Source organism: Streptomyces sp. NBC_00820 (assembly GCF_036347055.1).
Taxonomy (GTDB): domain Bacteria; phylum Actinomycetota; class Actinomycetes; order Streptomycetales; family Streptomycetaceae; genus Streptomyces.
The window spans coordinates 6,533,757-6,547,845 of sequence record NZ_CP108882.1 but is presented as its reverse complement, the minus strand read 5'-3'; the positions used below and the strand labels follow the sequence as shown (position 1 = coordinate 6,547,845).

14 protein-coding genes are annotated in these 14,089 nt (G+C 72.3%); 3 read left to right on the top strand and 11 right to left on the bottom strand.

All coding sequences use genetic code 11. From position 1 onward, the window contains the following. Positions 1-29: 29 nt before the first annotated feature. From OIB37_RS29280 to allB, 7 genes are all read right to left on the bottom strand, one after another. Positions 30-722, bottom strand: a complete 693-nt coding sequence (locus tag OIB37_RS29280; RefSeq protein ID WP_330462004.1) for a response regulator transcription factor — start codon at positions 720-722, stop codon at positions 30-32. A gap of 408 nt (positions 723-1,130) precedes the next feature. Further along, positions 1,131-2,393, bottom strand: coding sequence for a sensor histidine kinase (locus OIB37_RS29275; protein WP_330460616.1), 1,263 nt, complete (start codon positions 2,391-2,393; stop codon positions 1,131-1,133). Between the two features lie 240 nt (positions 2,394-2,633). Beyond that, positions 2,634-3,029, bottom strand: coding sequence for a ribonuclease domain-containing protein (locus OIB37_RS29270; RefSeq protein WP_330460615.1), 396 nt, complete (start codon positions 3,027-3,029; stop codon positions 2,634-2,636). Between the two features lie 85 nt (positions 3,030-3,114). Further along, the gene (locus tag OIB37_RS29265) at positions 3,115-4,023 is read right to left on the bottom strand and encodes a DMT family transporter (protein ID WP_330460614.1); all 909 of its coding nucleotides are present in this window, start codon (positions 4,021-4,023) and stop codon (positions 3,115-3,117) included. A gap of 150 nt (positions 4,024-4,173) precedes the next feature. Further along, positions 4,174-4,995: an AIM24 family protein gene (locus OIB37_RS29260; RefSeq protein WP_330460613.1), complete on the bottom strand. Its 822-nt coding sequence runs from the start codon at positions 4,993-4,995 to the stop codon at positions 4,174-4,176. A 130-nt stretch (positions 4,996-5,125) separates the two neighbouring features. Next, entirely contained in the window at positions 5,126-6,256 is a 1,131-nt protein-coding gene (alc, locus tag OIB37_RS29255; protein WP_330460612.1) for an allantoicase, read from the bottom strand. Positions 6,257-6,334: 78 nt separating this feature from the next. Further along, positions 6,335-7,675, bottom strand: a complete 1,341-nt coding sequence (allB, locus tag OIB37_RS29250) for an allantoinase AllB (RefSeq protein ID WP_330460611.1) — start codon at positions 7,673-7,675, stop codon at positions 6,335-6,337. Positions 7,676-7,857: 182 nt separating this feature from the next. Here allB and OIB37_RS29245 point away from each other — a divergent pair, with 182 nt between their 5' ends. Next, positions 7,858-8,649, top strand: a complete 792-nt coding sequence (locus OIB37_RS29245) for an IclR family transcriptional regulator (RefSeq protein WP_330460610.1) — start codon at positions 7,858-7,860, stop codon at positions 8,647-8,649. A 458-nt stretch (positions 8,650-9,107) separates the two neighbouring features. Here the strand turns inward: OIB37_RS29245 and OIB37_RS29240 are convergent, their stop codons facing one another. Then, entirely contained in the window at positions 9,108-9,395 is a 288-nt protein-coding gene (locus tag OIB37_RS29240) for a DUF5955 family protein (RefSeq protein WP_330460609.1), read from the bottom strand. Between the two features lie 157 nt (positions 9,396-9,552). Between OIB37_RS29240 and OIB37_RS29235 the strand changes: the two genes are divergently transcribed. Further along, the gene (locus OIB37_RS29235; RefSeq protein ID WP_330460608.1) at positions 9,553-10,179 is read left to right on the top strand and encodes a nucleotidyltransferase family protein; all 627 of its coding nucleotides are present in this window, start codon (positions 9,553-9,555) and stop codon (positions 10,177-10,179) included. Positions 10,180-10,362: 183 nt separating this feature from the next. Then, on the top strand, positions 10,363-11,988 hold the full coding sequence (gene aceB, locus OIB37_RS29230) for a malate synthase A (protein ID WP_330460607.1): 1,626 nt from the start codon (positions 10,363-10,365) through the stop codon (positions 11,986-11,988). 131 nt (positions 11,989-12,119) lie between these two features. Here the strand turns inward: aceB and OIB37_RS29225 are convergent, their stop codons facing one another. From OIB37_RS29225 to OIB37_RS29215, 3 genes are all read right to left on the bottom strand, one after another. Continuing rightward, a complete protein-coding gene (locus OIB37_RS29225) occupies positions 12,120-13,034 on the bottom strand; it encodes a HipA family kinase (RefSeq protein WP_330460606.1) in 915 nt (304 codons plus the stop codon). A 77-nt stretch (positions 13,035-13,111) separates the two neighbouring features. Further along, on the bottom strand, positions 13,112-13,456 hold the full coding sequence (locus OIB37_RS29220) for a tyrosine-type recombinase/integrase (protein WP_330460605.1): 345 nt from the start codon (positions 13,454-13,456) through the stop codon (positions 13,112-13,114). Continuing rightward, complete coding sequence (locus tag OIB37_RS29215) at positions 13,453-13,980, bottom strand: site-specific integrase (protein WP_330460604.1); 528 nt, start codon at positions 13,978-13,980, stop codon at positions 13,453-13,455. Before OIB37_RS29215 ends, OIB37_RS29220 begins: the two co-directional genes overlap by 4 nt. Positions 13,981-14,089 lie beyond the last annotated feature (109 nt).

Genomic DNA, 14,089 nt, shown 5'->3' with positions numbered 1-14,089 from the left:
GCGTCCCGGTGGCTGTCTCCGGGCCCGTCTCAGGTCCCCTCGCCCGGTTCGGTTCCGCGCCCGTCTTCCAGAAGTCCCGCGTCGTAGGCGAGCAGGGCGATCTGGACGCGGTTGTTGAGGTCCAGCTTGGCGAGGATGCGGGAGACATGGGTCTTGACGGTGGCCACGCTCATGAAGAGCTCGGCGGCGATCCGCGCGTTGGCCAGGCCCCGGCCGACGGCGACGGCGACCTCCCGCTCGCGGTCGTTGAGCCGGGCGAGCCGCTCACGCGCGCGTGCCTGGCGGGAGTCCGCGGCGGTACCGGCCGCGTGCCGCATCAGCTGACGGGTGACGGCGGGCGACAGCACCGGCTCTCCGGCGGCGACCCGGCGCACCGCGTCGACGATCTCGGCGGGCGGGGTGTCCTTGAGCACGAACCCGGCGGCGCCCGCGCGCAGGGCGTGCAGCACCTGCTCGTCGGCGTGGAAGGTGGTGAGCACCACGACCTCCGGCGCGTCCGCCCGCGCGCGCAGCCGTCGGGTGGCCGTGATGCCGTCCACCGAAGGCATCCGGATGTCCATGAGCACGACGTCCGGCCGGGTCCGCTCGACCGCGCCCTCGGCCTCGTCCCCGTCGGCGGCCTCCCCGACGATCTCGATGTCTCCGGCGCCGCCGATCATCAGCGCGAGCCCGGCCCGCACCAGAGGGTCGTCGTCGACGAGGAGGAGTCTGATCGGCGTCACAGTCATGGGTTCACGAAATCACGTCCGCGCGCGGGAGGGCGAGCAGCCGCCGACGGACGTCGGCGGAGCCGCGAGGCCCGCGGAGACCGGCGAAGACCGGCGGTCTCCACGCCGGACCGGCACCCGCGCGGACCGTCCGACGGAGCGTCGGCCAGGGCTGTCGGACCGGATCGGACCGGGCCGGGCCGGACCGGGGCGATCAGGTCCGCACAGATCGCGTTCGGCCAGCATGAAGACCCGGGCCCCGGCGGGCAGCCGTCGCCCCGCGAGCCGGTACGTGATCCGTCCGCGCGGGAACGGCGTGCTCGCCACCAGGCCCGGTCCTCCCGCCGGCCTCGGCCACGACAGACACGCAGACAAGCAGACAGACAAGCCGGCAGGCAGCCCCCGCCCCTCACCCCGAACCCCTCAGCTTGCGCCCCACGGCAACCACCCGCGCACCTCGAACCCGCCGTCCGTCGTGGGCCCGTGCACCAGCCGGCCACCGGCCAGGGTCGCGCGTTCGGTAAGGCCGATCAGGCCCTGGCCGGAACCGGGGACGGGCGGGGCCTCGGATTCGGGGGCGGCGTTGGTGACCGTGACGGTGAGGCCGTCGGCGGTAGCGCCCGTGAGGCGGAGACGGACCTCGGTGCCGGGAGCGTGTTTACGGGCGTTGGTGAGGGCCTCCTGCGCGATGCGGTAGGCGGTGCGGCCGACGGAGGCGGGGACGGCGGCGGGGTCGGTGACGCGGTGGTCGAGGGTCACCTTCATGCCGGCCTCGCGGCACTCGGCGACGAGGGTGTCCAGGGCGGCCAGGGTCGGCTGCGGGCGGCTCCCGGCCGCGTCGTCCGCCTCCCCGGTGCGCAGTACGCCGATGATCTCCCGCAGATCCTGCAACGCCTCGTGGGCACTCTCCCGGATCACCCCCGCCGCCCGCACGATCTCCTCCCGGGGCGCGTCCGGCCGGAACTCCAGGGCTCCGGCGTGCACGCTGAGCAGGGTGAGCCGGTGGGCCAGCACGTCGTGCATCTCACGCGCGATGGCCTCACGGGCGAGCCGCTGCGCCTGTTCGGCGCGCAGCCGTGCCTCGCTCTCCGCCTGGCGGGCGCGGTCGTGCAGGCTGAGCATGAGCTGCCGCTTGGAGCGGACGAACATGCCCCAGCCGATGACGGTGATGGTGAGCAGCACCGAGAAGGCGACGATCCCGGCGTACGGCAGGTCGGGGTCGGGCCGCAGCCAGTAGTAGAGCGGGGTCAGCGCGAGCTCGGTCCCCCCGATCCAGGCCACGTAGCGGAAGGGCCGGTGCACGGCGAGCGTGAACACGGCGACCATCGCCGCGCCGCCCGCGGTGGAGGACGCGAAACTGACCGCGACCAGCGCGACGGCCAGCTCGACCGGCAGGCGGCGCCGCAGCCAGACCGCCGCGCACGCGACGACGCCGAGTGCCACGTCGAGGACGGCGAGGGAGTGCGGAAGCCCGGGTTCGTCGCGCAGGGACCGCGCAGCCACCAGACCGAGTCCGACGGCGAGCAGGAAGCAGCAGAAGTCGACGACCCAGTCGCGGGCGGTGCGCCGTGGCCGGCGGCCTGAGGCGGTGGTGTCGGGGGCCAGCTCATGGACCAGGGCGGACGGGAACAGCCACCGGCGGCCCACGAAATCCTGCGGCGCCCGGGCCGGTTCGTCGTTGCTCACGGTCGACAAATCTACGCAGGATCGGGCCCCGCTTCCGCTCCGTGCGGACGATCACCGACCAAAGTCGCACGACCGTGGACTTTGGGTGGTCCCCCGCACGCGGGACCACGTTCACACTGTGCGCCGACACTGCCGCAGTCGCAGCCACCGGCACCGCCGGGGGACGGAGATCCGGCCGAGTGTGGCCTTCCGTCCCCCGAGGGTGGGCGCGCGCCGTCGCCTCGAACCCGTCCGGTCGGCTCAGCAGCCGAAGTCGATCAGGTCGAACGTGACGTAGTGGTCGGACGTGTAGTAGTCCTCCTGGTACCCCTCGCCCGTGACGATGCGCCGGGCACCGCGGGTGGAGGAGCCGGGGGTCTTCACCGTGTACTCGTGGTAGTAGCCGGTGGGTTCCGAGGGCAGGACGTGCTCGCGGTTCTGGAAGACGACGCCGTCCTGCGGGTACGGGAAGGGGCCGCCCTGGTCGATGAGGTCCAGGGTGTCGTACGCCTGTGCCGGGAGGTCGCCGGCGCAGATGCTGCCGACGGACGTGGCGGCGGCGTCCGCCGTGGTGGCGGAGACGGTGCCGCCGACGAGGAGTGCGGACAGGAGCGCCGCTGCGGCGCCGATACGAGATGCGTGTGGGGGGAATCTCATGCCCTCATGATGACGCGCGTAGATGATGGCATGTCAATGACAGGAACGAGGTTTCACCCGTCAAGTCCCATGATTTCTCGGGAATTCAACCCGCCGCCCGTCGTCCCCACGCGGTCCCCACGAGCACCAGCGCACCGCCCGCGAGACCGAGCACGCCGAGCCGTTCCCCGCCGAGCGCGAGGCCGGCCGCGGTGGCCCACAGCGGTTCGGTGCCGAGCAGCAGACTGACCCGGGACGGGGAGGTGCGGCGGACCGCCCACATCTGGACGAAGAAGGCGACCAGGGTGCACAGCACGGACAGGAACAGCAGTCCGGCCCACTCGCGCACGCCGAATCCGGCCGCGGTGGCCCACGGCGTGGGGCCGGTCCCCGCCGACAGAGCCGCGAACACGGCGACCCCGGTGCCCAGCTGGACCGTGGTGAGCGGCAGCGGGTCGGCGTCCTGTACGGCCCGGATCCGCGACATCGCGAGGACGTGCAGGGTGCGGGCCAGGGCGGCGAGCAGCATCAGCAGGTCGCCGAGTGAGGGCCGGGTGAAGCCGCCGCCCTGGGTGAGCAGGACGACGCCGAGCACCGACAGGGCCGCGGCGCCGAGGAAGGACGAGGCGGGCCGGGTGCGGGTGACGGCGGCCTCGGCGAGCGGGGTGAAGATCATGGTGAGGCTGATGATCAGGCCCGCGTTCGTCGCCGACGTGTGGACGACGCCGTACGTCTCCAGCAGGAAGATGCCGCTGAGGATCAGCCCCAGCAGGGCGGCCCCGCGCCACTGGGCGCCGGTGAGGGCGCGCAGCGAACGCCTCGCCGCGAGGGCCAGGAAGGGCACGGCCAGCGCGAACCGCAGCACCAGCACGGCGAGCACCGTGCCGGCGGTGGTGATGTCCTTGGCGGCCAGATAGCTCGCGCCCCAGACGACCGCGACGAGCAGGACGGGCAGGTCGGTGTGCCGGGCACGGCGGGGCGTGACGGCTGCGCCCGGTACGGCGACGGTCGACATGGGCAAGCTCTCCGGGGCTGCGGACGGCGTGCGCGGACGTCGGCGGCTCGCACGGGGACGATCACCGTACCTACCGGCGGCCCGTCCGGACCAGGGGATTACGGCGACAAAGGAGCCAGGGCCCGGGTGTTGACGGTCTGGTGTTGACGGTCAGCCCACGTTCGTGGAGAACAGTCCTCCGGTCGGGCCCTGCTTGTCGCCGCCCTGGGCCTTCTTCAGGGCGTTGGCGAGGCTCTCGATGGTGAGGGACTGGAGAATCACGCGGCCGTTGCCCTCCAGGGTGGCCAGGGACAGGCCCTCCCCGCCGAAGACGGCGTTCATGATGCCCTGGCGGTTGAGACCGCCGACGCGCTGGACGCCGTACTGGATGCCCTCCTCGAAGGCGACGACGCAGCCGGTGTCGACCTCGATGCGGCCGCCGAAGTCGGCCGGGTTCAGGTCGATGAAGTTGCCGGCTCCCGCGAGGATCACTGTGCCGTGGCCGGTGAACTTCTCCAGGACGAAGCCCTCGCCGCCGCTCATGCCGGTGCGGCCGCCCTGGAAGGCGATGCCGAACTCGACGGTGGACTCGGCGGCCACGAAGGCGTCCTTCTCCGCGAACCACGCGCGCGTGCCGTCGAGCTCCAGTGCGCGCATCTCGCCGGGCAGCACGCCCGCGAAGCCGACCGTGCCCTGGCCGCCCTGGGCGCTGAAGTACTGGAACGCCAGCGACTCGCCGGCCAGCACGCGCTGGCCGACCTGCATGGCGGTGCCCATGGCCTGGCGCAGCATGCCGCCCATGCCGCCGCCTCCGCCGCCTCCGCTCTGCTGCCGGCCGCCGTTGTCCGACGGGCCGGACAGGCGCGTCTCCATGGTCACGTTCGTCGTCTTGAACAGGAACTTCCCGGCCTCGCAGTACACGGTCTGGCCGGGGTGCAGGTTGACGACCGCCATCTGCATGGCGGTGCCGACGATCTCTTGCTGAAGGGTCACGTGGGGGGAACGCGCGGGGTGACGGAAAGAGTTCCGAGGGACCCCAGGGAACCCGGGGCCACCCGGGGCACCCGAGAGACCCAGGGCGCCCAGGGTCCCTAAGGACCCCAGGGCACCAGCCAGGGAGGTCTCAGCCGCCCAGCTCCTGGTGGCGGGCCGACAGCGCGGACGCGCCCTCTTCCGTCAACGACCCGAACAGGCGCAGACGGGCGATGCCGCCGTCGGGGTGGATGTCCACGCGCGCGTGGGTGGCGACGGCGGGGTCGGGGAGGACGAACCGGTGGCCGGCGTCCGGCTGGAGGCGGGTGCGCGGAAGGATCTCGGTCCAGTCGCCGCTCTCGCCGTCCCGCACCGAGACCGCCGCCCAGCCCGCGCTGTTGCCCTTCAGGTACGCCGTGTCGATCTCGATCGCGCGGATCCGGGACCGGGCGACGAGGCGGTAGCGGATCCAGTCGTTGCCGTGGTCGCGGCGGCGGCGCGTCTCCCAGCCGTCGTCCATCCGGCGGGAGCGGCCGGGCTGGATGGTGTTCGTGGCCGGGGAGTAGAAGAGGTCGGAGGCGTCCTCGACCTGGCCGCCGTTCTCCAGGGCGACGACATCGAAGGTGCCGATCGCCGCCAGCCACGCCGGGTCGGGCGCGACCTCGCCGTACACGCGCAGGCGCGCGATGCCGCCGTCGGGGTGCTGGTTGAGGCGCAGGTGGGTGAAGCGCTGTTCCACGTCCACCGCGAAGCCGTTGGCCGCGTGGCCTCCGACCGGCGTGCGCGGGACCAGTGTCGTCCACTTCACGTCGTCGGAGAGCAGCTCCCCGGGCGAGGGGGAGCCGGGCACCGACGCGCCCTCGACCGAGACGGCCTGCGGGTAATTGCCGCGGAAGTGGGCCGTGTCCACGACGATGCCCCGTACGACACCCGGCGCGCCGAGGCGGATCAGCGCCCAGTCGTGGTCGTCGGCGGCCGGCCAGGGGTGCTCCGCTGACGGCCCGCGCCGGCGGCGGGTCTCCCAGCCGTCCATGATCTTGCCCTTGTGACCGAAGCGCTCGGGGTCGAACTCGGCCCGTCCGGGGAGGAGCAGGTTCTCGCGCTGGGCGAAGAACTCGTCGTTGGCGGCGACGACCCCGGCGCCGAGCCGCCGGTCGGCGAGGTCGGCGAACCGGGTGAAGGGGAAGTCGGCGGTGCGGTAGTCGGCGTACGGGTCACCACCTGTGTAGGGGTTCGCGTCGCCGGTGAAGCCGGCCCGGCCGGCTGGATCCTGCGCCGTCACGGTGATCAGGGGCTCCTTACGGACGTCGGGGGTCGGGAGGTGGGGGGAGGGGAAGTGGAAGGGGCCGCCGGGGACAGGTCACCGGGGTCGGGTGAGCAGTGTGCCCGTCGGTTCGGTGAACTCGCCGTCGGCGAAGACGCGCCGGCCGCGCAGCCAGGTGGACTTCACGACGCCGTACAGGGTCTTGCCCGCGTACGCGGTGACCGGGTTGCGGTGCTGGAGTCCGGCCGGGTCGACGGTGAAGGTCTCGTCGGGGGCGAGGACGGCGAAGTCGGCGTCGCGGCCTGCCGCGATGGCACCCTTCCGGGCGTCGAGGCCGACCAGCCGGGCCGTGTGCGCCGACATCCAGCGGACGACGTCGTCCAGGCCGTGGCCGCGCCGACGGGCCTCGGTCCACACCGCCGGCAGGCTCAGCTGGAGGCCGGAGATGCCGCCCCAGGCGGTCGCGAAGTCGGAGGTCTTCAGGTCGGCGGTCGAAGGTGAGTGGTCCGTGACGACGCAGTCGATGGCGCCGTCGGCGAGTGCCCGCCAGAGCAGATCCTGGTTGGCGGCCTCGCGGATGGGCGGGCAGCACTTGAACTCGCTGGCTCCGTCGGGGACTTCCTCGGCGGTCAGGGTGAGGTAGTGCGGGCAGGTCTCCACGGTGACGCGGACGCCGTCGGCGCGGGCGGCGGCGATGAGCGGCAGTGCGTCGCTGGAGGACAGGTGCAGGACGTGCACGCGCGCGTGCAGGCGGCGGGCCTGCGCGACGAGGTGGGCGATGGCCGTGTCCTCGGCGTCACGCGGCCGCGAGGCGAGGAAGTCGGCGTACCTGGACCCGCCGCGCTGCGGGGCGGCGGCCAGCCGGTGCGGGTCCTCGGCGTGCGCGATCAGCAGGCCGTCGAAGCCGGCCGTCTCCGTCAGGGTCCGGGCCAGCTCCTCCTGGTCCAGGTGCGGGAACTCGTCGACGCCGGACGGGGAGAGGAAGGCCTTGAAGCCGAAGACTCCGGCGTCGTGCAGGGGGCGCAGGTCCTTGACGTTGCCGGGGAGCGCGCCGCCCCAGAAGCCGACGTCGATGTGCGCCTTGCCGGCGGCGGCCTCCCGTTTCACCCGCAGGTTCTCGACCGTGGTGGTCGGCGGCAGGGAGTTGAGGGGCATGTCGACGAGGGTGGTGATGCCACCGGCGGCCGCCGCGCGCGTGGCGGTCCAAAAGCCCTCCCACTCGGTGCGGCCGGGGTCGTTGACGTGGACGTGGGTGTCGACCAGGCCGGGCAGCAGGACGTGGTCGCCGACGTCCTCCAGCCGGGCCGTGGCGGGCACTTCCGCGTCGTGCGGCAGTACGGCCGTGATCTTCCCGGCGGCGACGGCGACCGTGGCGGCCCGCGTCCCGTCCGGGGTGATGACGCGCGTGGAGCGCAACACCAGGTCGGCGTCGGACACCCGAACCCCTTTCTCCGCCGTCTGCTGTTCTACGTCCAGGAAACGGGATTTACCCCCATGTAACGGAATTCAACGTTCTGTTGAAGGAGTCTTCACGTGGGCGGCCCCCGGCGTCAAGGGGCGCGGCGAACGACCGCCCGGTACGCTTCTGGCTTCCCCGCCAGCCCCGAAAGGAACGCGCCGTGCCGACGTCCCGCGCCAGCGCCAACGCATCCGCCAGAGCCGCCGGCGGCGGGGTCCAGTCCCTGGAGCGCGCCTTCGACCTGCTGGAGCGGATGGCGGACGCGGGTGGCGAGGTCGGCCTGAGCGAACTGTCCGCGGCCGGCGGGCTGCCGCTGCCCACCATCCACCGGCTCATGCGCACGCTGGTCTCCTGCGGTTACGTACGACAGCAGCCGAACCGCCGGTACGCGCTCGGGCCCCGCCTGATCCGGCTCGGCGAGTCCGCCTCCCGGCTGCTCGGCACCTGGGCGCGGCCGCACCTGGCCTGCCTGGTGGAGGAGACCGGCGAGACGGCGAACATGGCACTGCTGGACGGCGACGAGATCGTCTACGTGGCGCAGGTGCCGTCGAAGCACTCGATGCGGATGTTCACGGAGGTGGGCCGGCGCGTCCTTCCGCACGCGACCGGCGTGGGCAAGGCGCTGCTGGCGGAGTTGCCCGACGCGGAGGTGCGGGCGCTGCTGTCCCGGACGGGCATGCCGGCCGCGACGGAGCGGACGATCACCACGCCGGAGGACTTCCTGACGTCTCTCGACGAGGTACGTCGGCTCGGCTACGCCGTGGACGACAACGAGCAGGAGATCGGGGTGCGGTGCCTCGCGGTGTCCGTGCCGGACTCCCCCACCGCGGCGGCCGTCTCCGTCTCCGGGCCCGCGGGGCGGCTCACGGACGCCACCACGGCGCGGAGTGTGGCCGCGCTTCAGCGAGTGGCCCTTGAGCTGTCGCGAACGCTGGCGAGCTCCAGCACCTGAGGGGCCGTCGCACGGTGTGCTCCGAGGACGGGCGGGGGCACACTGGCGGCCGGGGCCGCGGGGGCCTGGGGGCTGTGCGCCACGTAGGGACCCTGCGACCTGTAAGGGCCGCACGACCCGCAGGGGCCACAGAGCCCGTAGGGGGCCGTACGTGACGTAGGGGCCGTAGGGGCCGTAGGGGCCGTAGAGACCCGTACAGGCCGTAGGGGCCGTAGGGGCCGTACGGGCCGTACGGGACGTAGGGGCCGCAGGGGCCGCAGGGGCCGTAGGGACCCGTACGGGACGTAGATGCTGTGGGACCTGTAGGGAACCGTGCGACCCGCAGGGCCCGCAGAACCCCCAGGGCCACCGATCCCGTAGGGACCCCCCGGCGCCGCAGAACCCCTGGGCCCCTGCGGGCCCGGCCTCGCCGTGGCTCGCGTGTTCGAGGCGGGAGAGGGAGGCCCTCCCAGGCGCCTTCAGGTGCCCGGGGACCCGCCCAGCACGTCCATCGCCGCTCTCAGTTCGGCGAGGCCCCGGGCCAGTGCGCTGACCGAGCCGATCGCCCCGGCGATCAGGAGCAGGGAACGGCGCAGGCGGGGAATCTCCGGCGCGCCGCCGGTGATCATCGCGGCGAGGGCCGCCAGTTCGTCCTCGGCGATGCCCCGGTCGGGGAACTCCGACGGCAGCGCGGCGAGTTCGCGGCGCAGGCGGGCCACGGCGGACCGCAGTTCCGCCACCCGCGGGTCCTCTTCGCTGCCGGTCACTGGCCTCTGCCCCAAGCTCCGCAACCCAGCCCTCCCCTTCGCACGGCCTTGTGCGCGGGTCAGTTAACGCGACGGGATGCGGGAACGCCACCGCGCGGACCGAAATTCAGCCCAAGGGGAGCGGCCCTCCCCGGCCCGCGCCGGGTATGCAGGATCCATGACGGACGATCAGCACGAGCACGGCCATCGGCATCCCCGCCCGGAGATCGCCGGACTGCTGCTGGCCGCCGGCGGGGGCAGCCGGCTGGGCGGTCGCCCCAAGGCGCTGCTGGAACACCGGGGGCGGCCCCTGGCCGAGCACGCGGTGGGTGTGCTGCGCGCGGCCGGATGCGGGCGGATCCACGTCGTCCTGGGCGCGGCGGCGGACGACGTCCGGGCGCGCGCCGACCTGAGCGGGTGCGTACTGGTCGACAACCCCCGCTGGGCCGAGGGCATGGGCTCCTCGCTGCGCGCGGGGCTCGCCTCGCTCGCGGGTACGGGTGTGCGCGCGGTCCTGGTCAGCCTGGTCGACCAGCCGGGCATCGGGCCGGAGGCGGTGGCCCGGGTGCTCGGCGCGTACGACGGCGAGTCCTCGCTGGCCGCGGCCGCCTACGACGGCGTACGCGGACACCCTGTCCTGTTCGGGGTGGCGCACTGGCCCGGCATCGCCGCGACGGCCACCGGCGACCAGGGGGCCCGCGCCTACCTGCGGGAGCACACGGCGCGGACCCGGCTCGTGGAGTGCGCGGACGTCGCCGAGCCGTACGACATCGACACCGAGGCCGATCTGCGCCGCCTGCGGTGAACGGGGTGACACCGGGGGCCACTTCGCCGCGCCCGGAGCGCCTCGACGTCAACGGAACATTGAAGCTCCACCATGAGGAAACTAGTATCCACAGACCAGAAGCGTCCCATCGCGCAGCGGGCGCCGACTGTCCGATTCATGCCCCTTGGCATCTGATGCCACTGCTGAAGGAAGTGACAGCTCATGTCCGCACCCGCGCCGTCCCCCCTGACCGTCGCCGGCGCCGAGCCGCTGCCCCGGCAGGAGGAGGTCCTCACCGACGCCGCGCTCGGCTTCGTGGCGGAACTGCACCGGCGGTTCACCCCGCGCCGTGACGAACTCCTCGTCCGCCGCGCCGAGCGCCGCGCCGAGATCGCCCGTACCGGCACGCTCGACTTCCTGCCCGAGACGGCCGCCGTCCGCGCGGACGACTCCTGGCGGGTGGCCCCGGCCCCGGCCGCGCTGGACGACCGGCGGGTGGAGATCACGGGCCCCACCGACCGCAAGATGACGGTCAACGCACTCAACTCGGGCGCGAGGGTGTGGCTCGCGGACTTCGAGGACGCCTCCGCGCCCACCTGGGAGAACGTGGTCCTCGGCCAGGTGAACCTGATCGACGCCTACGCCCGGGACATCGACTTCACCGACCCGGCGTCGGGCAAGTCCTACGCCCTGCGCCCAAAGGAGGAGCTGGCGACGGTCGTCATGCGGCCGCGCGGCTGGCACCTGGACGAACGGCACCTCGTCGACGCCGACGGCACGGCGGTCCCCGGTGCGCTCGTCGACTTCGGCCTGTACTTCTTCCACAACGCCCGGCGCCTGCTCGACCTCGGCAAAGGCCCGTACTTCTACCTGCCGAAGACCGAGTCGCACCTCGAAGCCCGGCTGTGGAACGACGTGTTCGTGTTCGCGCAGGACCGGCTCGGCATCCCGCAGGGCACCGTGCGCGCGACCGTCCTGATCGAGACGATCACGGCGGCGTACGAGATGGAGGAGATCCTCTACGAACTTCGCGACCACGCTTCGGGGTTGAACGCGGGACGCTGGGACTACCTGTTCTCCCTCGTGAAGAACTTCCGTGACGGCGGAACGAAGTTCGTCCTGCCGGACCGCAACGCGGTGACGATGACGGCCCCGTTCATGCGGGCGTACACCGAACTCCTCGTCCGCACCTGCCACAAGCGCGGCGCGCACGCGATCGGCGGTATGGCGGCGTTCATCCCATCCCGCCGGGACGCCGAGGTGAACCGGGTCGCCTTCGAGAAGGTGCGCGCCGACAAGGACCGCGAGGCGGCCGACGGTTTCGACGGCTCCTGGGTCGCCCACCCCGACCTGGTGCCGATCGCCATGGAGTCCTTCGACAAGGTCCTCGGCGACCGGCCGAACCAGAAGGACCGGCTGCGCGAGGACGTCCACGTCGAGGCCGCCGACCTGATCGCCGTCGACTCCCTCGAGGCGAAGCCGACGTACGGCGGTCTGGTCAACGCCGTCCAGGTCGGCATCCGTTACATCGAGGCGTGGCTGCGCGGACTCGGCGCGGTCGCCATCTTCAACCTGATGGAGGACGCGGCCACCGCCGAGATCTCCCGCTCGCAGATCTGGCAGTGGATCAACGCGGGTGTCGAGTTCGAGAACGGTGAGAAGGCCACGCCGGAACTGGCCCGGCGGGTAGCCGCGCAGGAGCTGGCCGCCGTCCGCGAGGAGATCGGCGCGGAGGCCTTCGCCGCCGGCCACTGGCAGGAGGCGCACGACCTGCTGCTGCGGGTGTCCCTGGACGAGGACTACGTCGACTTCCTGACCCTCCCGGCGTACCGGCAGCTCCAGGGCTGACCCTGTCGGCCTACTGGCGGCTCAGGGGATGAGCCGGCCGGCGTCTCGGGGACTGATCCGGGCGGCGTCTCGGGGGCGCGCGGGCTCGGACTCGGCCCGCCCCCGGCCCCGCCCCCGGTGCGCCGCCGCTCTCAGCCCAGGTGGACCGACCAGTCCTGCTCCGCCGCCGGCTTGCCGTGCAGGTCGGGGACGCGCTTGAGCCAGTCGGGGCGGCCCTGCTCGGTCCGTCGCGCGCGGGCGCTCTCCTCGGCGGCGAGTTCCTCGCGGCTCGGGAAGTCGGTGGGCAGCCACTCGTGCGAGAGCCGTACGCGCCGCAGGAGGTAGTCGACGTAGGCGGCGCGGACGTCGTCGGGCGTGGCGAAGCCCGCGTCCTCGGCGAGCCAGGCGTCCGGCACCTCGGCGACGATGCCGCGCAGCAGTTCCTCGGTCAGCTTGGGTGCCAGTTCGGCGTCGGCGCCGCGGACGTCGGGGCCGTAGTGGCCGAGGGCGTGGTGGCGGAAGTCGTACTTCTTGCCCGGGGTCGTGGTGTCCCAGCGGTGGTGGAAGACGAGCGCGGCGCCGTGGTCGATGAGCCACAGCCGCGGGGGCACGATGCCGAGGGTGGGCCAGACCATGAGGTTGGAGCTGTGGACCGTACGGTCGACGTTGACGGTCAGCGCGTCCAGCCAGACGATCCTGCCCGCCTCCAGGGGGTCGACGGGGAAGTCCCTGGCGATCTCGGGCGTGAGGTCGCGGGCGCCCGGCAGATAGTCCATGCCGAGGTTGACGCCCGCGCTGGCGCCGTGCAGCTCGCGCACCTCCTGGTGGGGCTCGGCGGCGGCGATGGCGGGGTCGAAGTGGACGAGGACCAGTTCGGGGAAGCGCAGGCCGAGCGCGCGGGCGAGTTCGCCGACGATCACCTCGGCGACCAGTGCCTTGTGGCCCTGCGCCGAACCGGTGAACTTGACGACGTACGTACCCAGGTCATCGGCCTCGACAAGCGCCGGCAGCGAGCCGCCTTCACGCAGGGGCGCGATGTAGCGGGTCACGGTGACCTCTTTTAGCATTTTCCCAGGCCACCCATCTCTTCAACCTTGCAATCCATGGCCGCCTTCAGAGGCGGTGGAGCAGCGGGAATCACCCGTCAACGGGCCTGGGGAGAATCTGGGGAGTTTCGACCGGCATGCCGATCCCCCCGCTCCCCAAGCAGTCCGTCAATGGCGGTGCGCCCCTTGCTTCCGGCCTCCGACATGAAGTGAGCATAGTAACCGAGGGTGATCGCGGGCGAGGAGTGCCCGAGCCACCGCGCCAAGGTCACGACAGACTCTCCGGCCTCCAGCATGATCGAGGCATAGGTGTGCCGCAGCACGTGGAAGCCGTCCTTCGGGGCCGCCGCCCACTGCCAGGGTTTCACTCCCTCGGCGCGCGGCGGGATGATGCCGGCCTCGGCCAGCGCGGGCTTCCAGGTGTAGGTGTTCCACGTGTTCACCGCGACTGCGTTGCCGAGTCGCGTGGTGAGCAGCAGGGAGAACTTCCGCCCCTGCCCCTCCGGCTTCCCCCACGGAAGCTCCACCTCGACCGGTGGGAACGCTTCGACATGCCCTCCTCGGCCACCGAGGAGGGCATGTCGACGATACGGGTCTTCTTCCCCTTCGGCAGGGCGAAGTACAACCTTCCACGGATCGCCTGGATTTGGCGGCGGACGTGGAGGACGCCTCGGGCGTAGTCGATGCCCTCCGGGCTCAACCCAAACACCTCGCCCTGACGGAGCCCGCATCCCAGGCCGACTACGACGGCTATCCGGTTGTGCGCGCTGATGACGTCTCGGACTCGCAGCGCCGTCTCCAACGGCCACGCGTCGCGTCGCTCTTGCGGCGCCTTTGGCCACCGCACGGACTTCGCACGCATGGGGTTCCTGGCGAGCCGCTTGTCGTCGACAGCCGCTTCCAGAATGGAGGAGAGCTCGGACAGAATGCCGCGCTGGTAGTCGACCGAGGAGACGGTTGACTCCAACTTGGCTATGTATGCACATAGATCCGCCGCCGTGATGTTCCTGAAAGAAGGGCGACCCGCCCTACGACTACCGTCGAAAGCCCGGAACAGGACAGCGTGAGGCCAACGA

Bases quoted from the DNA above. Each gene is read 5' to 3' on its own strand.
- OIB37_RS29270 (WP_330460615.1), bottom strand. From the start codon at position 3,029: ATGAGATTCCCCCCACACGCATCTCGTATCGGCGCCGCAGCGGCGCTC.
- OIB37_RS29265 (WP_330460614.1), bottom strand. From the start codon at position 4,023: ATGTCGACCGTCGCCGTACCGGGCGCAGCCGTCACGCCCCGCCGTGCC.
- OIB37_RS29235 (WP_330460608.1), top strand. From the start codon at position 9,553: ATGACGGACGATCAGCACGAGCACGGCCATCGGCATCCCCGCCCGGAG.
- aceB (WP_330460607.1), top strand. From the start codon at position 10,363: ATGTCCGCACCCGCGCCGTCCCCCCTGACCGTCGCCGGCGCCGAGCCG.
- OIB37_RS29225 (WP_330460606.1), bottom strand. From the start codon at position 13,034: ATGCTAAAAGAGGTCACCGTGACCCGCTACATCGCGCCCCTGCGTGAA.